Source organism: Psychrobacter sp. NZS113, from assembly GCF_015864825.1.
In the GTDB taxonomy this organism is placed as follows: Bacteria; Pseudomonadota; Gammaproteobacteria; order Pseudomonadales; family Moraxellaceae; genus Psychrobacter.
The window spans coordinates 1-23,608 of sequence record NZ_JADYWL010000010.1 but is presented as its reverse complement, the minus strand read 5'-3'; the positions used below and the strand labels follow the sequence as shown (position 1 = coordinate 23,608).

The 23,608-nt window shown below is 42.6% G+C and carries 19 protein-coding genes; 14 read left to right on the top strand and 5 right to left on the bottom strand.

From position 1 onward, the window contains the following. Positions 1-31: 31 nt before the first annotated feature. A complete protein-coding gene (locus I6E61_RS13175) occupies positions 32-1,021 on the bottom strand; it encodes an alpha/beta fold hydrolase (RefSeq protein WP_197135171.1) in 990 nt (329 codons plus the stop codon). A gap of 568 nt (positions 1,022-1,589) precedes the next feature. On the opposite strand from I6E61_RS13175, the gene nfuA reads away from it, so the two are divergent. Continuing rightward, a complete protein-coding gene (nfuA, locus tag I6E61_RS13170; RefSeq protein WP_110924191.1) occupies positions 1,590-2,273 on the top strand; it encodes a Fe-S biogenesis protein NfuA in 684 nt (227 codons plus the stop codon). Positions 2,274-2,448: 175 nt separating this feature from the next. Next, complete coding sequence (locus I6E61_RS13165) at positions 2,449-3,771, top strand: O-acetylhomoserine aminocarboxypropyltransferase/cysteine synthase family protein (RefSeq protein ID WP_197135170.1); 1,323 nt, start codon at positions 2,449-2,451, stop codon at positions 3,769-3,771. A 112-nt stretch (positions 3,772-3,883) separates the two neighbouring features. Here I6E61_RS13165 and I6E61_RS13160 read toward each other — a convergent pair whose 3' ends face one another. Together I6E61_RS13160 and rsmI are read right to left on the bottom strand one after the other, a co-directional pair. Next, entirely contained in the window at positions 3,884-4,903 is a 1,020-nt protein-coding gene (locus tag I6E61_RS13160; RefSeq protein ID WP_197135169.1) for an adenosine kinase, read from the bottom strand. Between the two features lie 51 nt (positions 4,904-4,954). Beyond that, positions 4,955-5,911, bottom strand: a complete 957-nt coding sequence (gene rsmI, locus I6E61_RS13155) for a 16S rRNA (cytidine(1402)-2'-O)-methyltransferase (RefSeq protein WP_197135168.1) — start codon at positions 5,909-5,911, stop codon at positions 4,955-4,957. 134 nt (positions 5,912-6,045) lie between these two features. On the opposite strand from rsmI, the gene I6E61_RS13150 reads away from it, so the two are divergent. The 8 genes from I6E61_RS13150 to hisC all read left to right on the top strand — a co-directional run bounded on the left by I6E61_RS13150 (position 6,046) and on the right by hisC (position 14,407). Then, a complete protein-coding gene (locus tag I6E61_RS13150) occupies positions 6,046-6,531 on the top strand; it encodes a YraN family protein (RefSeq protein WP_197135167.1) in 486 nt (161 codons plus the stop codon). Positions 6,532-6,946: 415 nt separating this feature from the next. Further along, positions 6,947-7,762 carry a BON domain-containing protein gene (locus I6E61_RS13145; RefSeq protein ID WP_197135166.1) on the top strand — a complete coding sequence of 272 codons (816 nt, stop codon included), beginning with the start codon at positions 6,947-6,949 and terminating at the stop codon, positions 7,760-7,762. 283 nt (positions 7,763-8,045) lie between these two features. Next, on the top strand, positions 8,046-9,056 hold the full coding sequence (locus I6E61_RS13140; protein ID WP_197135165.1) for an alpha/beta hydrolase: 1,011 nt from the start codon (positions 8,046-8,048) through the stop codon (positions 9,054-9,056). A gap of 168 nt (positions 9,057-9,224) precedes the next feature. Beyond that, complete coding sequence (locus I6E61_RS13135; RefSeq protein WP_320158594.1) at positions 9,225-9,476, top strand: BolA/IbaG family iron-sulfur metabolism protein; 252 nt, start codon at positions 9,225-9,227, stop codon at positions 9,474-9,476. A gap of 103 nt (positions 9,477-9,579) precedes the next feature. Next, positions 9,580-10,848 carry a UDP-N-acetylglucosamine 1-carboxyvinyltransferase gene (gene murA / locus I6E61_RS13130; protein WP_197102461.1) on the top strand — a complete coding sequence of 423 codons (1,269 nt, stop codon included), beginning with the start codon at positions 9,580-9,582 and terminating at the stop codon, positions 10,846-10,848. A 131-nt stretch (positions 10,849-10,979) separates the two neighbouring features. Beyond that, positions 10,980-11,675 (top strand): ATP phosphoribosyltransferase, encoded by a 696-nt coding sequence (gene hisG, locus I6E61_RS13125; RefSeq protein ID WP_197102459.1) that lies wholly within the window; start codon positions 10,980-10,982, stop codon positions 11,673-11,675. 216 nt (positions 11,676-11,891) lie between these two features. After that, positions 11,892-13,187: a histidinol dehydrogenase gene (hisD, locus tag I6E61_RS13120; RefSeq protein ID WP_197135164.1), complete on the top strand. Its 1,296-nt coding sequence runs from the start codon at positions 11,892-11,894 to the stop codon at positions 13,185-13,187. Positions 13,188-13,273: 86 nt separating this feature from the next. Beyond that, positions 13,274-14,407: a histidinol-phosphate transaminase gene (gene hisC / locus I6E61_RS13115; RefSeq protein WP_197135163.1), complete on the top strand. Its 1,134-nt coding sequence runs from the start codon at positions 13,274-13,276 to the stop codon at positions 14,405-14,407. Positions 14,408-14,612: 205 nt separating this feature from the next. Here hisC and I6E61_RS13110 read toward each other — a convergent pair whose 3' ends face one another. Together I6E61_RS13110 and I6E61_RS13105 are read right to left on the bottom strand one after the other, a co-directional pair. Next, the gene (locus I6E61_RS13110; RefSeq protein WP_197135162.1) at positions 14,613-16,331 is read right to left on the bottom strand and encodes an anthranilate synthase component I family protein; all 1,719 of its coding nucleotides are present in this window, start codon (positions 16,329-16,331) and stop codon (positions 14,613-14,615) included. A 3-nt stretch (positions 16,332-16,334) separates the two neighbouring features. Further along, positions 16,335-17,570: a beta-ketoacyl-ACP synthase II gene (locus I6E61_RS13105; protein WP_197135161.1), complete on the bottom strand. Its 1,236-nt coding sequence runs from the start codon at positions 17,568-17,570 to the stop codon at positions 16,335-16,337. A gap of 628 nt (positions 17,571-18,198) precedes the next feature. On the opposite strand from I6E61_RS13105, the gene I6E61_RS13100 reads away from it, so the two are divergent. The 4 genes from I6E61_RS13100 to fusA all read left to right on the top strand — a co-directional run bounded on the left by I6E61_RS13100 (position 18,199) and on the right by fusA (position 23,326). Beyond that, entirely contained in the window at positions 18,199-19,311 is a 1,113-nt protein-coding gene (locus I6E61_RS13100) for an EcsC family protein (RefSeq protein ID WP_197135160.1), read from the top strand. A gap of 452 nt (positions 19,312-19,763) precedes the next feature. Further along, positions 19,764-20,138 (top strand): 30S ribosomal protein S12, encoded by a 375-nt coding sequence (rpsL, locus tag I6E61_RS13095; RefSeq protein ID WP_011281154.1) that lies wholly within the window; start codon positions 19,764-19,766, stop codon positions 20,136-20,138. Between the two features lie 206 nt (positions 20,139-20,344). Continuing rightward, positions 20,345-20,818, top strand: a complete 474-nt coding sequence (gene rpsG, locus I6E61_RS13090; RefSeq protein ID WP_110924207.1) for a 30S ribosomal protein S7 — start codon at positions 20,345-20,347, stop codon at positions 20,816-20,818. 381 nt (positions 20,819-21,199) lie between these two features. Then, complete coding sequence (gene fusA / locus I6E61_RS13085; RefSeq protein WP_197102445.1) at positions 21,200-23,326, top strand: elongation factor G; 2,127 nt, start codon at positions 21,200-21,202, stop codon at positions 23,324-23,326. Positions 23,327-23,608: the final 282 nt, after the last annotated feature.

Below are 23,608 nucleotides of genomic sequence, written 5' to 3'. Positions count from 1 at the left end.
GTGACGAGGTCAAACAAATGCACTTATGATTTCAATGGGAATGCTTTTCAATCCAAGCCATCACCGTTGGCCAAATTTCTTTGGCAGCGTTACGGCTGATCATAATGCGGCTATGAGTATAGTCGTCTAAATCACCATGGCTGAGCGCGTATTCGCGAAAGACATTGGTAGGATTTTTAAAATTATCAAATAGCAGCTGACAACCATGGGTAGGTGAGATAAAGCTGTCTCCTCTAGCACTGATGGCATAGACAGGTATCGTAATATTGGGCATATATTGTCGATAGTCCAAAGGCTCGTCGTCAGTGGCAGTTGTATCAGTGCTCGCTTGATTAACAATACTTACATTAAATGCACTTTCATTAAAGGTGCTTTGTTTTATGAAACTACTTTTAAAGTTTTTTTGTAGATTCCAGTCGTACCACTGACTCATCGTATAGTAGCTTTCGTCACAAGCGCCCATCTTTAATTTTCTGGCAGGAATACTGCCAAGCATTCGCGTAAATATCTTGGCTGCAATAATTTTCGCATGACTGATAGGCTTTGACGCTGCACCATAAGCTTGGCAGGCGAACATACTGATGCTGTTTATTTTATCGATGTAGCGTGGGTTTTGAACTAAAAACATAACCAAACCAATACCGCCGCCACTGTGAGTAATACAATGCAAATTATCGAATGTTAATTCGTCAAAAAAATAGCGGAAAGTCGCTTCATAGTCGTAAGTAGCCACCGTCTCAAAATTGAATTTTTCTTTTGGCATTGAGCTGTCACCATGACCGCGCCACTCCATGATATAGCAGTGATGTCCAAGGCCAGCGAGATATTCAGCAATTTTTAAGCAAGTTTGTTTGTCCGAAAAGGTCCCGTGAGTCAAAAATATATTTTGAGGTTTTATAATAGGCAAGCTATTTTCTAACGGGTTGGCTATCGTACTGTTTTCTATAGTATCAACTACTTTCCAAACGGCAATTTTCTCATCATCCTTGGTAGTTATTAGGTGCAACGTCCGTGTCATCATAAAAATCATCCTATCCGAAATATACGTAATATTTATACAAGGCAATCAAAAGTTACCATGCTCATAAAGCCAGTGCATAAAGTTATTCAAACTATCAATACTACGTCAAAACTAAATGACTTGCTCAGACGAGATGTGAACGGTATTGCATAGCGAAAATGCTGAGGATGCTTGATAAATGGTATAGCTGTCTTTATATAGAGAGTAGCTTGATATAGAGAATAGCTTGGCAGCCAACACAACTATTAAGCATGTTTATTTTTCATTGTTTAAATATTGAGTTACTTTGCCAGTAGGTAGCATCATTAAAAAAACCAATGACAACCATTTACAGTGGCCACCGTTCAATTCACAGTAGCGTGGTCGGAATTGATGCTTGATTCAGGTATAATGAGTGCTATAGACGAATTAAACTTTATACTCATGGCGGGCAGCGTCATATAATAATAAATCTCAAATATTGCTAGCCTGCACGTTTTATACAAGCCGTAAAATTTTAAACATTCAAATTCACGACACAGTAGCCATAATAGATATAGCGTTTGTGTCATAACGCATAGGAAACATTATGAGTGAGCATGACCAAGTTGATAGCCCAGTAGCGCCATCAGCAGACTATGAATCAGCGCTAGATACTGATCAGACTGAAGCAAAAAGTAATATTACTATTACTGAATCAGCCCAAGGGTACTTAGCGGATTTGTTATCTAAGCAAGATACAGACGGTATCGGCGTACGTATTTTCGTTGAGCATCCAGGCACCCCTCGTGCAGAATGCTGTATGGCATACAACCAGCCAGGCGAAGAAGACAGCGCTGATTTGCGTTTTACTTATGACAGCTTCTCTGCATTTATCGAAGCGGCATCAGTCCCTTATCTAGAAGATGCCGTTATCGATTACAATAAAGACCGTTTCGGTGGTCAGCTGACCTTCCGTGCACCAAACTCTAAAGTACCTAAAGTGGGTGCGGATGCCAGTGTGGAAGAGCGCATCAACTACGTATTGCAGTCAGAGATTAATCCAGGTCTAGCAGCGCATGGTGGTGATGTACAGTTGCTTGAACTGATTGATGAAGAAGGCGTTGGTCTTACAGCCGTATTAAAATTCGGCGGTGGTTGCCAAGGGTGCTCAGCAGTCGACATGACCTTGCGTCAAGGCGTTGAAGTACAGCTTAAGCAGCAAATACCAGAGTTGACCCAAGTCATTGATGAGACGGATCATACCCGTACTGAAAACGCTTATTACAAATAAAAGTCTAGCTGCAATTTGCAGACTTAAGTGCTAGCGAAGAGTTATTTTAATTAAAAAGCCAAGTTTTGATGAACTTGGCTTTTTTTATTGCTATGATTTGGTAGATTGTTTTTTAGCTGAATTTTCAGTGGTAGATTATTGATTAATAACTTTTATCGAAATAAAGGAATATATAATGAGTGATGCACAAGCAGACCAGCAAGCAGCCCAAAAATCAGAGACCCCTCAACGTCTTGAAACCTTAGCAATTCATGCCGGTTATAGCGTTGAACCCACCACCAAAGCCGTCGCAGTGCCTATCTATCATACCAGCTCGTATGCCTTTGATAATACTCAGCATGGCGCAGACCTGTTTGATTTAAAGGTCGCAGGTAATATTTATACCCGTATCATGAATCCAACCAACGCGGTGTTAGAAGAGCGCGTCGCAGCGCTTGAAGGTGGTATCGGTGCGCTTGCAGTGGCATCTGGTATGGCTGCCATCACTTATGCAATTCAAACCATCTGTGAAGCGGGTGACAATATCGTTGCTGTGTCGACCTTGTATGGTGGTACTTACAATTTATTTGCCCATGCATTGCCGCGTCAAGGCATCGAAGTACGCTTCTTTGACCACAAAAACCCTGAAGCGATTCGTGATTTAATCGATGATAAGACTAAAATGGTCTTTGCAGAAAGTATCGGTAACCCATTGGGTAATATCGTGGATATTCAGGCACTAAGTGATATTGCTCACGAATATGGCGTGCCAGTTGTAATTGATAGTACGGTTGCGACACCTGCGCTATGTCGTCCGTTTGAGTTTGGTGCTGATATTGTCATTCATTCATTGACCAAGTACATGAGTGGTACGGGGACGTCGATTGGTGGCGCAATTGTCGATAGTGGTAAATTCGCATGGGGTGATTATCCTGAGCGTTTTCCATTATTAAACACGCCAGATCACAGTTATCACGGTGTGAACTTTGTCAAAGACGTGGGCGCAGCGGCATTTATCGCTCGTGCTCGTGTGGCACCGCTGCGTAATACTGGCGCGGCACTTAGCCCATTGAATGCTTTTAGTATTTTACAAGGCTTGCAGACACTGGGTTTACGTATGGAGCGACATGTACAGAATGCGCAAGCAGTCGCTGAATATCTACGTGACCATGATAAAGTCGCTTGGGTGAAATATGCGGGTTTACCGGATCATCCTGAGCATGAGCTTGCTAAGAAGTACATGAAAGGCACGCCTTCTGCTATTTTGACCTTTGGGGTTAAAGGTGGTTTGGAAGCAGGTGCGCGCTTTATCGATGCGCTGCAACTGATTACGCGTTTGGTCAATATCGGTGATGCCAAATCATTGGCGTGTCATCCAGCGACGACCACGCATCGTCAGTTGAATGAGCAAGAGTTAGAGAATGCTGGTGTCAGCACTGATATGGTACGACTGTCGATTGGTATCGAACACATTGAAGATATCAAAGCAGATTTAGAGCAGGCACTAGCTTCAGCTTAATACTCGAAGGCTCTCATTGAACTGAGTAACTTGCTTATTGGGTGACAAACAAAAAGCCCATAGCGAATTCGCTATGGGCTTTTCTTATTAGCATCAAAAACGTCTATTTATATCATGCTGATAATACACGCTGAGCAATATCTCTATAATCTTGTGAATCTAATCTTGGTCCAAATTGCTGGATAACTTGTGCTGATATTTCGCTGGCAAGTCGACCACATTCTGGCAAGCTATAATGCTGCGATAACGCATACAAGAATGCACCCGAATAGTTATCACCTGCACCATTGGTATCTATAACGTTTGCTACCACAGGTGTAGCAACTTCATAAATTTCAATCTCTGATTTGTCATTAAGTTTATGGGCGATAGTCGCACCATTAGGGCCATCTGTCACTACTGCTGTGTGACAGTACTCAAGTAGCGCACGTGCGGCGGCTTTGACTTGTTTTTTATCCGTAAATAGCTTGGCTTCTTCGCTATTACAGAATATTACTTCAACTTTATTGCCTAGCATATTGAGTAAGCCATCTTTGGCAAACTGCACCACCGCAGGATCAGCAAAGCTCACCGCGATTTTCGCATTATGAATACCGGCTTGTTGACGTAATTGAGTCATCGCGGGTTGGATGCTCTCAGACATCGCCAGATAGCCTTCTAGATATAGCCAGTCTGCTTGCGTCAACGCATCAAAATCGACATTGTTGGCGACAATCTCACTTGAGGTACCAAGATAAGTCTGCATGGTACGCTCGCCATCTTCGGTGACGGCAACTACGCATGAGCCGGTCACACCGCCTGCATGGATAGATTTATCAGAGGTTGCGACGCCTGCTTCGTGTAAGTCTCTGAGGTAAAACGCTCCTTGATCATCATCACCGACACGGCACGCATAAAAAGGCTTACCACCTAGGCTGGCAAAGGTATACATCGCATTAGCAGCTGAGCCACCGCCTGCTTGTTTTGACGGGTCAATGTTAGCAAGTTTGAAATATGCGAGTAATTGTTGTTGTTCTTCGATACCAGCCAGCGTCATATGACCTTTGGTCAGCTCCGTCTCAGCTAATGCTGCATCAGACAGCACATATTCGTGATCAACCAACGCATTCCCTATCGCCATTACATCGTACATTGCTTACTTCTCCTCAATTAAGTGATAAACACACATTTTTATATTTAAAAGTTATTCAGCCTGTAGTTCAAGTAGGCGTTGATATAACGCATTCTTTTTGACGCCTGTGATATCAGAGCCCAATGCAGCGGCTTTTTTGACCGATAAATCCTCTAACAGTCTTTGCAGTAATTTGTCATGGATAGTGATATCGTCTGAATCCTGAGCTACATTCACGCCAGCGACCACTACGACTATTTCACCGCGTTGTTGATTGTCATCTGCTTTGACAAACTCAACCAACTCGCCAAGTGTACTCTTACGTACTGTCTCAAAGGTTTTGGTTAATTCACGGCAAAAAGCGACTTCGCGATCTGCACCAAATATCGTTGCCATATCTTCTAAGCTGGTGATAATACGATGCGGTGCTTCATAAAATATCAACGTCTCAGTACGTGAGTTTAGGGCAGCGAGCTGTTTTTGGCGACCATGTGTTTTTGCTGGCAAAAAACCAATAAAGCTAAAGCGATCTGATGGCAATCCTGCGACTGACAGTGCAGCGATGGCAGCAGAGGCACCAACGATAGGGGATACGGCGACGCCAGCAGCATGTGCTGCTTGTACCAATTGATAACCCGGGTCGCTGACTAATGGCGTCCCAGCATCACTAATCAAAGCGACTGAATGACCTTGCTCAATCATCTCAATAATCTTCGGTGTTTGAATCGCGCTATTATGCTCATGATACGCCCACAGCTTATTGTGGCCTTTTTGCTTTGAGGTGGTATCCGTATCTTCGGCACCACTGTTTTCATTATGACTAGATGTAGTTTTTGTATCGTCGGTTTTACTGCCTTTGGTATCAATACCAAAGTGTGATAATAGCTTGCCTGAGGTACGGGTGTCTTCACAGGCAATGATGGCGACTTGCTTTAGGACGTCAATCGCATGCGGCGTCATGTCGCTAAGATTACCAATCGGCGTGGCAACGATATATAGACAAGCTGGCATCGCGGTAGGGGTAGACATGAAAACCTCGGATCGTTAAAAAGAATATGGCACGGTTGCCCATATCATCATCTATTGTATTTTTCAGTCAAATAATGAGTGAGTAAATATCTGTCAATGACATAGCTAGGGCGTGCGAAAGTGGTTAGTTTAGCATGATGTGCTATGATAATTCTGAAATGTTAACCAGACCAATCGACATCATGGCGAACCATAAACCTTTGACACTCACTTCACCAAAACAGCGCCAAGGCAGCCTGTTTGAGCAGCACGCGTGTGAGTTTTTACTGGCACAAGGATTAAGGCTGATTACGCAAAATTGGCAGCAGCCAAAAGTGGGCGAGCTAGATTTGGTCATGATGGAAATAGGACAGGCGTGGTCAACGTTGGTATTCATCGAAGTTCGCCAACGCAAGCAGTCAGAATTTGGCGATGCAGCCATTAGCGTGACAGCGAGTAAGCAACGCAAAGTTATCAATACCGCTCGCTATTTTTTGCAGCAGCATCCTGAATATAGCGATTATGAATGCCGGTTTGATGTGATTGCTTATAATACGGCTAGCAATGTAAGCCAAACAAGCCAGCAGGTAGACATTCAACCAGAATGGTTTCAGGGTGCCTTCGTAGCAGATGCATGGTGACCATATATAGAAGCGGTCTAGCTAAACAATGGATAGACCCAATGAAACAGCACATAGAATTTGGTATCAAGCTATCGTTACTAAAAACATAACCGCCACCAGCAAAAATTCAGTAAAGTAGCTATGTTATAAGTAGCTGTATTACAAGTTGTTATAAGTAGCTATGTTAGAGCGTGTCATCAATTAGCGGATTAATACATTTAGTGGTCTTAAAATGGCTAAATTTTGCTAAACATCGTTAGAAATTTTGCCAATATGTACATATTCACGGCAATTTCTTCCTTGTTTATCTACAATTTTTCTCATTTTAAGCCTCACAATCTAATTGATGACACGCCCTAAAAGCCGTTAGATTGAAATTGCTCAACCCATTAAATTTATATAATTGTCACAATCATGTTCTAAGAGGTAAATCATGACACGGATGCATCTGCGCACTGCTATTTTTGGCTCATCACATCGTACAGCGATTGGCATGATATTACTGTCTAGTATCGCTGTTACTGGCTGTACGACCAACTACCTGACCAATAGCACAGAAGGCACGTACGGTGTGCCGATGACAGAGCGCACTATTCCGCAACGTCTGCTTGATCGCAGTATCGAACACACTGCCAAAATCAATGTCTATGGATTACAAGAAAACCTGCAACAAACCAGCCGTATGGACATTGATAGCTTTAACAGTGAAGTGCTATTGACAGGTGAAGTGCCTACTGAAGCCATCAAAACAGAAATAGAAAAAGTCGTCAGCTCTATGCCTGATGTACGCCGCGTTTATAACGAATTGAACGTCAGTGCCTCAAAAGGTTATAGCTCTACCGTGCAGGATGGTTATATTACTTCCAAACTGTTAGCAAAAGTGGCCGCTAGTGATGGTGTTAGTTCTTCACAGATTAAGGCAGTGAGCGATAACGGTGTGGTTTATATTATGGGACGTATGACACCCACTCAACAGAGTAATCTCATTGATATTGCCAACACGACGGTCGGTGTGACGGAACTGGTATTGCTTACGACGGTTGTAGACGATAGAGGGGTGAAGATAAACGAAGACGATATTATGACTGACAACAATTTGGGCAATGCTGATTCAACACCAGTCGTTGAAGGCGCTGTTGCTAACATTGATAGTACTCGTACAGCAACGCCAGTTATAGTGACAGAAGAGGGCACAACAGGTGAGCAGCCACAATCGAGTCCTTATATCGATCTGTATCAGGGACAGTAGTAGCCATCGCCATTATTTACGAATCAGAATTTACGAATCAGATAGATAAGTGATGGCTGTTAAGTGATTGGATTTTAATGACAAGAAGACTAAACAGTACTAACAGGAAAAACACGATAAATCCTTAGTGAACCAGTAGTATATAGACAGTCAGCAATAGAACAGCCCGCCAAATAATAAATGGTACTCTTAATAAATAATGGTAATTTTAGTGAATGGCATTTTATAAAGAGGCTGTAATAGTGCTTATCATTGTTTATGAATATAAGAGGGATACTGGTAAATGAAGAATTTCGAGAAACACGCACAACAGAGCGCAAACAGCCATAGCAATACATTCAATGAACAAGCCTCTAATAGCAAAGCGTCCTATAAAAAGCCACGCACGCTCAAATTTACAGGTGCGGGATTAACCGCAGTGCTAGCAATAGGTGGTATCGCGCTAGCATCACAGAGTGCACAAGCTGTATCCCCGCTAGCTATCGTCAATGGCATTACATCGAGTGGCGGTGTTGGCGTTAGTAAAGACATCCTCTACGGTGATGAGCCCTCACAAGATTTAGATGTTTATTATCCCAAGCCTTTGGCACAAGCAATGAAAGCTCAAACCGCGATTAACGATACTTATCCGATGGTCGTGTTCGTCTATGGTGGCTCATGGGAAAACGGTACCAAAGAAGACTATGCTTTCGTCGGTAAGAGTCTGGCAAAAGCAGGCTACGTGACCGCAGTGATTAACTATCGAAAGGCACCCGAACACCCATATCCTGATTATGTAAAAGACACGGCAAAAGCGATTGCATGGAGCTATGACAATGCCAAAAGTTTGCATGCAGATCCTCAGCGAATGGCTGTCATGGGACAATCGGCTGGTGCGTTTAATGCTGTAGCAGCAGTGTCTAACGAAGATTTCTTAGCACCTTATGGTATCAAACCAAAAGATATCAAAGCGGTGGTTGGTATCGCAGGTCCTTATAGCTATGACTTTAGGAAGTTTGATAGCGCTATTGCTTTTCCTGCCGATGCAACTCCTGACCAAGTCATGCCCGACAGACAGTTAAAGGGTGAGCAGCCGCCTTATCTATTATTGACTGCTGAAAATGACAAGATTGTCTATGATACCAATACCATTAATATGACCAAAGCACTTAAAGATTATGGTGCAAGAGTTGAAAACGGTGTTATCGAAGGCGCAAGCCATGCCACTAGTATCGGTGCGATGGCACCACCATTGCGTTGGTTGAACGATGTGCGCTCGCAAGTGCTGACCTATCTAGATAAAGAGCTGAAGTAGTTTCAAGTACTGATTACTAAGTCATGGCTGCTTTCATTGCTATGTAGGTATTGTATATATAGTTCAGATTTTCTTATGCACAGACAGTGCTGTAAGATGTTCAAACTCTTGTTATAATACCTGCATTCAAAATAAAACCCTTTTTTACCGCTATCAACAGGATATTCTATGAGCATGAACGCTGACGATCTGATTGCCTTTTTACAAACACACTTCCCAGACGCTTTTATTCAAGCTGCCAATCAAGGTAATAAGTTTGATGTACGTGTGGTTGATGCCAGTTTTGAGGGCAAGCGTGCCGTTCAACGTCAACAAGCGATTTATGCATTGGTCAATGATAAGATTGCGAGTGGCGATATTCATGCGCTCAATATTCAAGCATTAACGCCTACTGAGTGGGATATCCAGTCAAAAGGCTAAACTGTTCTATATATGATTGAACATTTTAAACCAACCATTTAGGTGGTTGGTTATAAGTTTAATTTTCACCATTTTTTACACTCATCGCTAGGTTGTCACTTCTATGGATCAATTTTTAATCACTGGTAGTAGTCGTATCGCAGGGGAAGTTACTATCTCAGGCGCCAAAAATGCCGCGTTGCCGTTACTTGCGGCTATGATATTAGCCGAGACTCCAACGACATTACACAATGTGCCATCGCTACAAGATGTGCGCACATTGATTGAATTGATTGGCGGCATGGGTATCAAAATCCAAAAACAGGGCGATACTGTTACGTGCGATACCAAAGATATCGATAATTTTTATGCACCGTATGATTTGGTTAAAACCATGCGTGCCTCAATTTTGGTATTAGGCCCATTGCTGGCACGTTTTGGCGAAGCAGAAGTGTCATTGCCAGGCGGTTGTGCCATTGGTTCACGCCCTGTTGATCAGCATCTCAAAGCCTTTGAAGCGATGGGTGCTACGATTAGCGTAGAGAATGGTTATGTCATAGCACAGGCACCAAAAGGTGGCAGGCTAATAGGCTGTAACTTCTCATTTGATATGATTACCGTGGGCGGTACTGAAAACGTAATCATGGCAGCAGCACTTGCTAAAGGCACGACTGTTTTAGGTAACTGTGCTCTAGAGCCAGAAGTGGTTGATTTGGCCAATATGCTGGTCGCGATGGGCGCTAAAATAAGCGGTATCGGTACATCAGTCATGACTATCGAAGGCGTTGAACGCTTGCATGGTTGTGAGTATTCAGTTGTACCAGATCGTATTGAGACAGGTTCTTACCTTGCTGGCGCGTTGATGACTCGCGGTGATGTATTGACCAAAAATACATCTGCACTATTATTAACGCCAGTGTTAGAAAAATTTGAAGCCATGGGCGCCGTGATTACCACTGGTGATGATTGGATTCGTGCGCAGATGAAAGGCCGTCCATTGGCTGTTGATATTCGCACCCAACCACATCCAGGTTTTCCGACTGATATGCAGGCGCAATTGATGGCGATTAGCTGTCTTGCGGATGGCACGAGTACTTTTATCGAAAATATCTTTGAAAATCGTTATATGCATGTCCCTGAGCTTAATCGTTTAGGCGCTTCTATTCAGGTTGATGGTCATACTGCTGTGGTCAAAGGTGTTGAAAAATTTACTGCTGCACCAGTAATGGCGACTGATTTGCGTGCTTCTATGTCATTGGTCATGGCGGCGGCGACGGCTGAAGGCGAAAGCTTGATCGACCGTATTTACCATATTGATCGTGGCTACGAAGACGTCGAAAACAAGCTGCGCGCGCTAGGTGTGAATATCGAACGTATTAATACCAACGATTAATATTAACTGGCTTATCCAGCATCAGTCCATCCATTACGGATGTGATTGGTGTTATCACGAAAAGCTTATTAATATACAACTAAAAGCCCCTTTCAGTGGGGCTGTCAACTGTACATGGATACGATGTCATTATGACTGAAGCAACCAAAGCCTTACCAACTAGCGGTGTATTAAACGAAGTAAATGATGAGTTTTCAGGCTTAACATTGGCATTATCAAAAGGCCGTATTCTAGAAGAAACCATGCCACTGCTACGCGCAGCTGGCGTTGAGCTATTAGAAGACCCTGAAGCCTCACGCAAGCTTATTTTCCCAACCTCAAATCCCAATGTGCGTGTATTGATTTTGCGTGCCAGCGATGTGCCGACCTATGTAGAACACGGTGCAGCTGATTTTGGTGTGGCAGGTAAAGACGTTTTGCTTGAGCATGGTGCCAATCATGTTTATGAATTGTTGGATTTGCAAATTGCTCAATGTAAGCTGATGACTGCTGGCGTAAAAGACGCGCCATTGCCAAATCGTCGCCTACGTATCGCCACCAAATATGTCAATGTGGCACGTGCCTACTTTGCTAGCCAAGGTCAGCAAGTAGATGTCATTAAGCTGTACGGCTCGATGGAACTTGCCCCATTGGTCGGCCTAGGCGATTTGATTGTGGATGTGGTCGATACTGGCAATACCTTACGTGCGAATGGGCTTGAAGCTCGTGATCACATTTGTGATGTCTCATCTCGTCTTATCGTCAATCAAGTCAGCTATAAGCGTAAATTCGCGCTACTTGAGCCGATTTTAGATAGCTTTAAAAACAGTATTGCTAGTGCATCGTAAGTCACTGGCAATCATTGGTAATATAAAGCATGGTTATGCAAATTTTTAAACCAGTTTAGTGCTCTATGATAGATATAGCGTGCTAAACTGGTTTTTTCATCTTTGCTTGTCAGAGAATAAAAGCCCAGTATAATCTGATGTATAAGGCATCAAATTATTGTTAATATTCAATACACGCTACCATTACATTATTAATTTCAGCCATAGGATTAGGTCATGCGCCAACTAAGTACTCAAGATGCCGATTTTGACAGTCAATTAACAGAGCTGCTTGCTTTTGAAACCGTTAATGATGCCGACTTGTTAAAGACCGTTGATGACATCATCGCGCAAGTACGCCATGAGGGCGATAGTGTGGTGCTAGCCTTGACTCAGCAATTTGATCAGCATCCAGCGACGACGATGCAAGAGCTAGAGCTATCCAAAGAATCACTTGCTGAGGCATTTGCCAATCTTGATGAGACCGTCAAGACGGCATTGACGACAGCGGCAACACGGGTACAGACATTTCATGAGCGCCAAGTACAAGAGACGTGGCAATATGAAGATGAGCTAGGCAATCGTCTAGGTCAAAAAGTCACACCGCTTGATCGTGTAGGTATTTATGTCCCTGGTGGTCTGGCCTCTTATCCATCGTCAGTATTGATGAACGCCATTCCTGCTAAAGTAGCAGGCGTCGCCGAAGTCATCATGGTGGTGCCAGCACCCAAAGGTGTACTAAACCCATTGGTATTGGCAGCAGCGCATTTGGCACAGGTTGATCGTGTCTTTACTATTGGTGGTGCACAAGCTGTGGCCGCATTGGCTTATGGTACCGCGACGATTCCAGCAGTGGATAAAATTACGGGGCCGGGAAACAAGTATGTGGCGGCTGCCAAACGTGCAGTATTCGGTCAAGTCGGCATCGATATGATTGCAGGTCCCTCTGAAGTATTGGTTTATGCAGAAGGTGAAGCGCAAGACCGTGCAGATTGGTTGGCGATGGATTTATTGTCACAAGCTGAGCACGACCGTATTGCCCAAGCTATTTTTGTGACGACCAGTGAGCAGCAGCTAGCTGAGGTCGCTGATGAGATTGAAAAAGCATTGGCAGAATTGCCAAAAGCTGATATCGCTCGTGATTCTTTGCAAAACCGTGGCGCGCTTATTCTAGTTAAAGACCGTCAAGAGGGCATTGCAGTGATCAATCGGGTGGCACCTGAGCATTTGGAGTTGTCAGTAGACAATCCTGATGAACTGCTCAATGATATTCGTCACGCTGGTGCCATCTTTATGGGCCGTCATACACCAGAGGCCATTGGTGACTACTGTGCAGGTCCTAACCATGTGTTGCCAACTTCTGGTACCGCGCGTTTTTCTTCACCACTAGGTGTCTATGACTTCCAAAAGAAATCATCTATTATCTATTGTAGTGAATCGGGTAGTAAACCGTTGGCCGAAACGGCAGATATTTTAGCGCAGCGTGAGGACTTAGATGCCCATGCGCGCTCAGCTCGTTATCGTTATCAGTAATATATTTTGAATACTGTACAATTTAATTTTGTCATTTATTTTGACATATTTTTTAATAATTTTTGTGGCTAATAGTAGGATAACTTATGAGTGAATTAAAGATAGACACGAGACTTTGGTCATCTAAAGCACGCAATTTGTCACCTTATACACCAGGTGAGCAGCCGCAACACGACAATTTATGCAAATTAAACACCAATGAAAACCCATTTCCACCTTCTCCAAAAGTAGGGCAAGCCATCGCTAAAGTGTTGGAACGCCAAGCAGATGATTTGCGCTTATATCCAGCACCTGAGTCTGATGAGTTGCGTAGTGCACTAGCAGGGTTATACAACCTCGATGTCAATCAGGTATTTGTCGGTAATGGTTCAGATGAAGTATTGGCATTAGTGTTTGCCAGCTTTTTCTTAAAAGAGCGCCCTGTTTTAGCACCTGATATTAGCTATAGTTTCTATCCAGTATATGCGCACACCTTTGGTATCGAACTGGTACAAATCGCCTTAGAAGCTGACTTCAGTCTCAGCCCAGATGCGTATCGTCAGCCTTGTAGTGGTATCATTATTGCCAATCCTAATGCACCAACTGGACTGCTACTATCGCTTGCAGATATCAGTAAGTTGGCTAGTGAGCACTCTAATTCAGTGATCGTGATTGATGAAGCTTATATCGATTTTGCACAGATAGAAGCGGATAGCTCAGGTACTACTGTCTCAGCGATAAGCTTAATCAATGATTATGACAATATTCTTGTGACGCAGACCTTTTCAAAGTCACGCTCGCTCGCTGGATTACGTGTCGGTATGGCCTTCGGTAACGCATCATTAATCGAAGCATTGACCCGTATGAAGAACAGCTTTAATAGCTATCCATTAGACAAGTTAGCGCAAGCGGGTGCGACGGCCAGTGTCTTAGATGTTGAATATTTTGAGAAAACGCGTCAGCAGGTTATTGACTTGCGTGAGTCACTCACAGCGGATCTAGTAGCCTTGGATTATAAAGTGCTGCCGTCACATGCCAACTTTGTATTTGTACGTCCAAAAGAGGGCAATGCAAGTGCTGTGGCCAGTGCGTTACGTGAGCAAGGCATTATCGTTCGCCATTTTGACAAACCGCGTATCAATGAGTATTTGCGTATTACGGTTGGTACAGCAGAGCAGAATGAGCGTTTAATAGATGCCTTAACAACCTTACATGCTGATACTGAAGTTACTGCTGACTAACGAATCGTCCTTGTTGTATTAATACTGATTAAAAAAAGCCTGCCAACATTGTGTTGAGCAGGCTCTATTTTTATGTATTTCTTAAAACAATATCTATAGTCAAAGAAGTCTAAAATGGATACAAGGCAGCCGACCGCAGATTGTACATATCGTACCTCTAGGGAGGGTAATGCTGTAGCCATTTAGTGGTTCTCTGACTATAATCCTATTTGCTCAGATTATCTTGGGCGAGTACCGACAGTAGATTACCTACTTTATCTAAACACTCTTGGTATTCAGCATCGCAATCAGACGCAACTGTAATACCACCTCCAGCCCATAAACTGACATGTTTTTCTCTATTCAAGTCATTATTTGATGAAGTGTTGGCTTGCAGCGTACGAATCAGTACATTCCATTGACCACTACCATCAAAATTCATATAACCCATAGTGCCGCAATAGGCACCACGTGGTGCGGTTTCTAGTTCAGATATAATCTCAACGGCACGTTTTTTTGGTGTGCCAGTAATAGATCCAGCGGGCAAACTGCCAAACAATACTGCCAACGGATGGGTATTTTCTTTGAGCTCAGCGGTGATGGTGCTGACCATATGATGTACATTGCTAAAGCTTTCTATTGCAAATAGCTGTGGTACTTTTACGCTACCAGTTTTGGCATATTTGCCCAAATCGTTACGCAATAAATCGACAATCATCACATTTTCAGCACGATCCTTTTCACTATCGCTTAGTTGGTTTTTATAGCGGTTATCTTGTTCACTCGTTGCACCACGCGGCATCGTACCTTTAATAGGTTTAGTAATGATGTGATGTTTGCCAGTGTTGGCATCTTTTTTGAAGGTAAAAAACAACTCAGGTGAGCAGCTTAATAATTCAAACGGATTCGTGGGTATATCAGGAGTGATTGTACTGTCATGCCTGCTATTAACTGACAGATATCCTGCAAAGGGCGCCTGTGTATTACGATATAGCGTAGGTAAATAATCAATCAGATTGGATATTGATCGGATATTGCTTGTTTTATGAGAGAGAAGACCACGCCATTCTTGCGTCAGATTGATTTGATAGCAGTCGCCTTGTTGTAAGTAGTCTTGAGTACGGTCAAATGCTTGTTGATAATCACGTTTGTGCCATCGTGCTTGTAATATTAAAGGAGCAGGTGTTGATGACTCAAGGTGTTTTTGACTCAGGCATGTGTCAGACAACGTTTTATCTAGTCTGTCTAGATATGAGATAAGCGCTACGACAGCTTTGTCACTACACTCATCATCAATAGTTTTGCCTGAGCTGTTAGCCGTTGTATTAACGGTTAACTGCCAACCAGTTTTGTTGGTTGCTTTAGGTGACAGGTAAATATCGTAATGACCCAATACCGCACAAGGCTGTGCTTCCAGTTCAATATTGGCAGCTGGACTTAGCTCATGAGCCGCAATGTCATAGCCGATAAACCCTATTAGACCATGATGATAATTGGGATTTTCAGTAATATCAGTTGTCGATGTTCCGTCATCAGTTTCAGTCTCATAAGCTTGGCTATAAGTCGTTAAGCTATTTTGCCATTCCTCATAGCTCATATAGGCCGTTGTGATGGCATTGCTATTATCGGCATTGTTAGTCGTTTCAACATCACGGCAATGTCGAATAACTTTATAATTAGCTGATTGCTCATCAGGTGACTGATTCTCAGCAGTATTAAAATAGACAGACCAGCTTACCTTAGGAAGTAAGCCGATTACGGGCCGTCCATCGTTATTCAGCCAAACCAGCTGCCAATTTGCTTTAGCATCTTGTGCTAGCAGATAGCGCTGTAAATGTGGCATTAATTCTGCAGCAGGCAGCTCACCAAAACGCCAGCTAGGATTAGTAGCTGGCGATAAGGCAGAATCTGTCTGCTCAGTAGTCTTATGGTTTTTTGCGTGCATCGGTTACGCGTCGAACTTTTTGATGATTAGCGTTGCGTTCGTACCACCAAAGCCAAAGCTGTTACTCATGAGTGTCTCAAGCTTAGTTTCACGCATTTGGGCGACGATATCAAAGCCTTCAGCAGCAGGGTCTAATTCTTCGATATTGATACTTGGTGCGATAAAGCCTTCTTGCAGCATTAGTAAGCAATATATTAATTCTTGAGCACCTACCGCACCTAAGCTATGACCAGTCATAGACTTGGTTGAGCTAAGAGCAGGTACTTTACTGACATCATTACCGAACACTTTAGCAATCGCTTTAAGCTCAGTGATGTCACCTAACGGTGTGCTAGTACCATGAGTGTTAATATAATCAACGCTCTCCAGACCAGCTTCGGCTAATGCTTGCTGCATGCAACGTACAGCGCCTTCACCGCTTGGCGCAACCATTTCAGCACCATCAGAACTGGCACCATAACCAACGATTTCAGCCAAAATATTGGCACCACGTGCTTGTGCATGCTCCAAACTCTCTACGACGACCATCGCGCCACCCGCTGCAATTACAAAACCATCACGGTCTTTGTCATACGCGCGCGAGGATTGTTTAGGCGTGTCATTATATTGAGTACTCATTGCACCCATTGCATCAAACATGCATGATTGAGTCCAATGCTCAGCTTCACTACCACCTGCTAGAACAACATCGGCTTTGCCTAGTTGAATAAGCTCGGCAGCATGACCGATACAATGCGTAGAAGTCGCACATGCAGACGAGATAGAGTAGGAGATACCGTGGATTTTTAGACCTGTTGCGAGCGCTGCTGATACTGAGCTGCCCATAGTCTTAGGTACTGCCATTGCGCCGACACCGCGTAGACCTTTCTCACGCATGGCGTCGACAGCAGCGACTACATTTTCTGTTGAAGCGCCGCCAGAGCTGGCAACCACACCGACACGTGGGTTTTGGCTGATGACATCAAGTGATAATCCAGATTGTTTGATGGCATCCAACGCACTAACATAAGCATAGAGACTGGCATCACTAAAAAACCTTTTAAGCTTACGGTCGATAGCAGACGTGTCTAGTACTGATTTATCAATACTACCACTTACCTGTGACTTAAACTCATGCTCAGCATAAGAGTCATTGAACGTAATACCAGACTGTCCTTGCTTAAGAGCAGCGGTAACAGTGGCTAAATCATGTCCGATACAAGAGACAATCCCTGCTCCAGTGATAACAACGCGGCGCATATTCTATTCCTTATAAATAACGATTTTTTGATAATTACTGTTAATAAATTATTGCTAATAACCGTTTTTAATATCTACTTCTATTGTTTGATCTCAAACGTACCACTCTCTTATAACCACAATGTGTTAAAGAAAGAGTATTTTTGAATATCAAATGCTTCTGTTGCAGCTATAATTGCTGTCATAATTAAATGATGTATGGTCTACATATACTGTCTAGACGTACTCTATAAAGGGTATTTCATAAATCCGAGTACAACTGTACTGTGAATTATGGCATATGATAACGTATCAAGCGTCCAAAATCTTTGTACAAGTGCAAAATAACGACAAAATAGCATTTAAGGTTAAAGGTTATCCAAAAACTAAATATATAAAAGGTAGTATGAAGAGGGCAGTCGTCGATACATCGACCACAAAGATATAAGGCTGTGCTTGAATATAACTAAACAAATAAACTTTAACATGGCATCAATTATCGATTCAGTTATACTTTTAGATACAAAGTTTGTAATGGCGATAACATTGTTCTCACTGACACTGAATACAGTCATTCGATAAGATAGCATATCAATTATAAGTAAAAATCTATTATTATAAAATCAATCACCACATTAAGGACATCACGATGGCAAAGCGTAGCATTCTTTCTAAAAGCATTAAGACAGTTGGTTCTCTGACCCGTAATAATTTAGAACGTATGGGTGCAATCATTGACGGTGTCAATGCTAAGACAAGCAAGCCGCGTCAATATAAAGCGGTTAACTTGGGCGACGAAGATTATCAGCAAGACTTGTTTCGTGAGCAAACACTAAAAGCAACTCAGCAATTACTAGGGCCACGTTTCGCTACTTATGGTAAATATGCCAAAAAAGTAGTGCCAAACAGTTTTTTTCAGACAACTGTTGATGGGGCTTTTGCGCAAATAGCAAAGCTTGCGTCTAACTGGAGTCAGATTGATTTGCCTAGTGAGCATCGTTTTGCAAATATTGCCAATTTAGATGACGAGGAGCGTTATGCGCTAGCCACGGATATTGCCAATCAAAACCGCGCACTTGCGACCATAGGTGGTTTGACAGGATTGGCGGGTCTGCCCGGATTGTTGGCTGATACGTTGTGGCTATTACTAGTATCATTACGTACCGTTTATCAATTGGCTGCAGTTTACAATAAACCACTGACAGGCAGTCAAGGTGTCAAAATGGCTTATGAGTTGCTATCAAATGCAGATCTAAGCAAGATGCAAGAAAAACAAGCGTTGCTTGCTGGTATCGGTATCGGCAAAGGCTTGCTTGATAATGCACAAAATAGTGGTTTGCATAACGAGCTAAAAAACCTAGGCCTAAAAAACAAAAACGTTAATTTCTATGCAGAACAGATTGATAATGTTGCCAGTCAGGTTGGCATTGATTTGGATCAAATCAACTTGTCATGGGTACGCCGTTTCCTACCAGCCACAGCTGTCGCCATTGGTATGCACTATAACAGTCAGTTAATTGATGAAGTCATTGGTGTGGCTCAAGCGACTTTCGCACCAGAAGCCAAACTGGCAAATCGTGCAATTACGGATGACAGCAGCAGCGAAGCAAAAGTAGATAAAGCTGCTAGCAACGATGAGCAAGAAAGTACTGGTAGTAATACCGAAGATAGCAATACCAAAAATAAAGAGGGCGTAGATGAATCGTCTGATAGCCAGTCAAGCGATGAAGCAGATAAGTCTGCTAATAAGCAAAGTAAATAAAGCTAATTTGAATATCTATCTATTTTTTAGTTTTCTGTATAAGGTTGTGCTTATAAGTCATTATAGGCCAATCGCTAATTATTAATATTGGTGGTATTATCTTTTAACTCTTGAAAATTTAGATAATATCGCCATTTACTTATCATAGATGTCTACTTATCATCAAACATCTTATTCAGACCATATGTGATATTGTTTTTATGCCAAGTTTAGTGACTTATTTTCTAGTTGGCTTTTAATTAAAAGCAGCTAAGTGGGTACAGCAACAGGCTGAATGCATATCTATCAAATGTTGTAAAGTACAATCACTCATAAGTGGTTGAAATAGCAGCAACAACTCTTTATAATACACTGTCCTAAAAATGGGTGCTCCGAAAATCTGTCATTAACGTCAGATGGATGGTGCATTACCCCATTTTTTTGTTTTATACCAAACGGGAGAAGGATGCCTCATGGCAACAACTAACCAATTGATTCGTAAAGGTCGCAAAACCATCAAGGAAAAGTCAAAAGTTCCTGCGTTGGAAGCGTGCCCACAGCGTCGCGGCGTATGCACTCGTGTATATACTACGACTCCTAAAAAACCTAACTCAGCCATGCGTAAAGTATGTCGTGTACGTTTGACTTCAGGCTATGAAGTATCAAGCTACATCGGCGGCGAAGGTCATAACTTACAAGAGCACAGTGTTGTTCTTATCCGTGGTGGTCGTGTAAAAGATCTGCCAGGTGTACGTTATCACACCGTTCGTGGTGCATTAGATTGCGCAGGCGTAAAAGACCGTAAGCAAGGTCGTTCTAAATATGGTGCTAAGAAGCCTAAAGTTTAATAACTAATCGTTATTAGATAAGCTTTTTATACCAAACATTAACTGTGCATGGGTCTGGTGTTGACAGTATTATTATATTAGTAATTCACTGTTAAAACATACCGCCGTGCAGTAAGGCTGACTGACAACTCGATATAACGCCACCTGATTAATAACTGGTGCGAGATTGTGAATGTCAGACACTCCTGAAGACAAGGAAATTTATTATGCCAAGACGTCGCGTCGTTGCTACCCGTGAGATCCTACCGGATCCTAAGTTTGGTAGCCAAACTGTTGCAAAATTCATCAACCATGTAATGAGTCATGGTAAAAAATCTACTGCTGAGCGTATCGTTTACGGTGCACTTGAAACAGTAAGCGAAAAACGTAAAATCGAAGATCCAGTATCTTTCTTCGAAGACGTTTTAGAAAATGTACGCCCAATGGTAGAAGTGAAAGCTCGCCGCGTTGGTGGTGCAACCTACCAAGTACCAATGGAAGTACGCCCCTCCCGTCGTACTGCCTTGGCTATGCGTTGGATAGCTGAAGCTGCTGCTAAGCGTTCTGAGAAATCAATGGCTTTGCGTTTAGCAGGCGAATTGAATGATGCTGCTGATGGCAAAGGCGCTGCTATGAAAAAGCGTGACGAAGTTCACCGCATGGCAGATGCTAACAAAGCATTCTCTCATTACCGCTTCTAAGCTACTGTTTACTAGTAGCTTTAGACTGGTTGGCTAAAGTCAGCCAGTCTTACACTGTTATTTATTCTATTGATTGCCGCCATCATTTATTTAGTTGCTAATAGCCAAAAGCTATTTATAACTGAGATGGCGGATATCTATCAAGATACTTCTCTAAAAAGACACTATTTAACTAATAACTAGGTTTAACGAGAGAGTATCCCAAATTTGATGCCACACTATTCTTAGTATTTGCTCTTTTTTTGTCCGTATTAGGCTTAATAATCAGTAAGTAATATTACGAAGTTGATTGCTTTGTCATGAAGCTGACCGCTTTGTCATAGAGTATGAGGTAGTGACACAATACATTATTATATACACGACTTTTCCTAGGAAAACACTATGGCTCGTAAAACTCCCCTAAAACGCTATCGCAATATTGGTATCTCAGCGCACATCGATGCTGGTAAGACAACCACTACCGAACGTGTTTTATTCTATACCGGTGTTAGCCACAAAATTGGCGAAGTACATGATGGCGCAGCCACCATGGACTGGATGGAGCAAGAACAAGAGCGTGGTATTACTATCACCTCAGCGGCAACTACTTGCTTCTGGTCAGGTATGGCAAAACAGTTTGATGAACATCGTATCAATATCATTGACACCCCAGGTCACGTTGACTTCACGATCGAAGTTGAACGTTCTATGCGTGTACTTGATGGCGCTTGCATGGTTTACTGTGCAGTAGGCGGCGTTCAGCCACAGTCTGAGACTGTTTGGCGTCAGGCTAACAAATACAAAGTTCCACGTCTTGCATTCGTAAACAAAATGGATCGCGTTGGTGCTGATTTTTATCGTGTAATCGAGCAAATCAAAACTCGTCTTGGCGGCAAGCCAGTACCATTGGTTATCCCAATTGGTAAAGAAGAAGATTTTGAAGGTGTTATCGATCTAGTAACCATGAAAGCTATCTATTGGGACGAAGCGTCTCAAGGCATGGAATACGACGAGCGCGATATTCCAACTGAACTACAAGACAAAGCGGAAGAGTATCGCGAGTATCTAGTAGAAAGTGCTGCTGAAGCAAACGAAGAGCTCATGAATGAGTATCTAGAAAACGGCGAATTGACTGTAGATCAAATTAACAGCGCTATCCGTGAGTTGACTATTGATAACCAAATCATCCCATTGCTTTGTGGTACTGCTTTTAAAAACAAAGGTGTACAGAAGATGTTGGATGCGGTTATTCAGTATCTTCCAGCACCAATGGATGTACCTGCTATCCGCGGTATTCTTGATGACAAAGATGAGTCAGAAGGCTTCCGTGAAGCATCTGATGATGTACCGTTCTCAGCACTAGCATTCAAAATCATGAATGACAAATTCGTTGGTAACTTAACCTTCGTTCGTGTTTATTCAGGTGTTTTGACTCAGGGCAGCAGTGTATATAACCCAGTTAAGATGAAGCGTGAGCGCGTTGGCCGTATCGTACAGATGATGGCTAACTCTCAAGAAGAGTTACAAGAAATCCGTACTGGTGACATCGCTGCATTGGTTGGTATGAAAGACGTAACAACTGGTGATACGCTATGTGATGAGCAAAATGTTATCACGCTTGAGCGCATGGAATTTCCAGATCCAGTTATCAGCCTAGCGGTTGAACCTAAGACTAAAGCTGACCAAGAAAGAATGTCAATCGCTTTAGGTCGTTTGGCTAAAGAAGATCCATCGTTCCGTGTACATACTGACGAAGAATCTGGTCAGACAATCATCAGTGGTATGGGTGAGCTGCATTTAGAAATTCTTGTTGACCGTATGAAGCGTGAATTCAACGTTGAAGCTAACATCGGTGCACCACAGGTTGCTTATCGTGAAACGATTCGTAACACTGTTGAACAAGAAGGCAAATTCGTACGTCAAACAGGTGGTCGTGGTAAGTTTGGTCATGTTTGGTTACGTCTTGAGCCACTTGATCCAGCTGGCGATACTGAGTATGAATTCGCTGAAGAAGTTGTTGGTGGTACTGTACCAAAAGAATTCCATGGTGCCGTTGATAAAGGTATCCAAGAGCGCATGAAAAACGGCGTACTTGCTGGTTACCCAGTAGTTGGCGTAAAAGCGACCTTATATGATGGTTCTTATCATGATGTCGATTCTGATGAATTGTCATTCAAGATGGCTGGTTCTATGGCCTTCAGAAAAGGTTTCATGGCAGCTGACCCAGCACTACTTGAGCCAGTAATGAAAGTAGAAGTTGAAACGCCTGAAGATTATATGGGCGACATCATGGGCGATCTTAGCCGTCGTCGTGGTTTAGTACAGGGTATGGAAGACTTACCTGGCGGTACTAAACAGATTCGTGCTGAAGTACCATTAGCGGAAATGTTTGGTTATGCCACACAAATGCGCTCAATGTCACAAGGCCGTGCTACTTATTCAATGGAATTCCAAAAGTACGCTGAGATTCCAAAATCAGTTGCTGCTGAAATCATCTCTAAGTTCAACAATAAAGATGATGACGAGTAAGTAAAAATTTATTAAAGACGGCAATATAGCTAATATCATTATATTGTCATCGAAAAATACGCCAATAACTTGTTAAAAGACTTGTTATTGGCTGTTATTTTCTTATAATATCTGCACATTAGTATGTGTGATTTTTTAACAATTATCTTAATGAGGTCAAGATTGCCTTAGTTGTCGTATTTATACGAGCCAAGCATTTGATCCCAAAAAAAGAGGAAATACCCATGGCAAAGGCCAAGTTTGAACGTCTAAAACCGCATGTCAACGTTGGTACCATCGGAC

Bases quoted from the DNA above. Each gene is read 5' to 3' on its own strand.
- I6E61_RS13175 (WP_197135171.1), bottom strand. From the start codon at position 1,021: ATGATGACACGGACGTTGCACCTAATAACTACCAAGGATGATGAGAAA.
- nfuA (WP_110924191.1), top strand. From the start codon at position 1,590: ATGAGTGAGCATGACCAAGTTGATAGCCCAGTAGCGCCATCAGCAGAC.
- I6E61_RS13165 (WP_197135170.1), top strand. From the start codon at position 2,449: ATGAGTGATGCACAAGCAGACCAGCAAGCAGCCCAAAAATCAGAGACC.
- I6E61_RS13160 (WP_197135169.1), bottom strand. From the start codon at position 4,903: ATGTACGATGTAATGGCGATAGGGAATGCGTTGGTTGATCACGAATAT.
- rsmI (WP_197135168.1), bottom strand. From the start codon at position 5,911: ATGTCTACCCCTACCGCGATGCCAGCTTGTCTATATATCGTTGCCACG.
- I6E61_RS13150 (WP_197135167.1), top strand. From the start codon at position 6,046: ATGATGTGCTATGATAATTCTGAAATGTTAACCAGACCAATCGACATC.
- I6E61_RS13145 (WP_197135166.1), top strand. From the start codon at position 6,947: ATGACACGGATGCATCTGCGCACTGCTATTTTTGGCTCATCACATCGT.
- I6E61_RS13140 (WP_197135165.1), top strand. From the start codon at position 8,046: ATGAAGAATTTCGAGAAACACGCACAACAGAGCGCAAACAGCCATAGC.
- I6E61_RS13135 (WP_320158594.1), top strand. From the start codon at position 9,225: ATGAGCATGAACGCTGACGATCTGATTGCCTTTTTACAAACACACTTC.
- murA (WP_197102461.1), top strand. From the start codon at position 9,580: ATGGATCAATTTTTAATCACTGGTAGTAGTCGTATCGCAGGGGAAGTT.
- hisG (WP_197102459.1), top strand. From the start codon at position 10,980: ATGACTGAAGCAACCAAAGCCTTACCAACTAGCGGTGTATTAAACGAA.
- hisD (WP_197135164.1), top strand. From the start codon at position 11,892: ATGCGCCAACTAAGTACTCAAGATGCCGATTTTGACAGTCAATTAACA.
- hisC (WP_197135163.1), top strand. From the start codon at position 13,274: ATGAGTGAATTAAAGATAGACACGAGACTTTGGTCATCTAAAGCACGC.
- I6E61_RS13110 (WP_197135162.1), bottom strand. From the start codon at position 16,331: ATGCACGCAAAAAACCATAAGACTACTGAGCAGACAGATTCTGCCTTA.
- I6E61_RS13105 (WP_197135161.1), bottom strand. From the start codon at position 17,570: ATGCGCCGCGTTGTTATCACTGGAGCAGGGATTGTCTCTTGTATCGGA.
- I6E61_RS13100 (WP_197135160.1), top strand. From the start codon at position 18,199: ATGGCAAAGCGTAGCATTCTTTCTAAAAGCATTAAGACAGTTGGTTCT.
- rpsL (WP_011281154.1), top strand. From the start codon at position 19,764: ATGGCAACAACTAACCAATTGATTCGTAAAGGTCGCAAAACCATCAAG.
- rpsG (WP_110924207.1), top strand. From the start codon at position 20,345: ATGCCAAGACGTCGCGTCGTTGCTACCCGTGAGATCCTACCGGATCCT.
- fusA (WP_197102445.1), top strand. From the start codon at position 21,200: ATGGCTCGTAAAACTCCCCTAAAACGCTATCGCAATATTGGTATCTCA.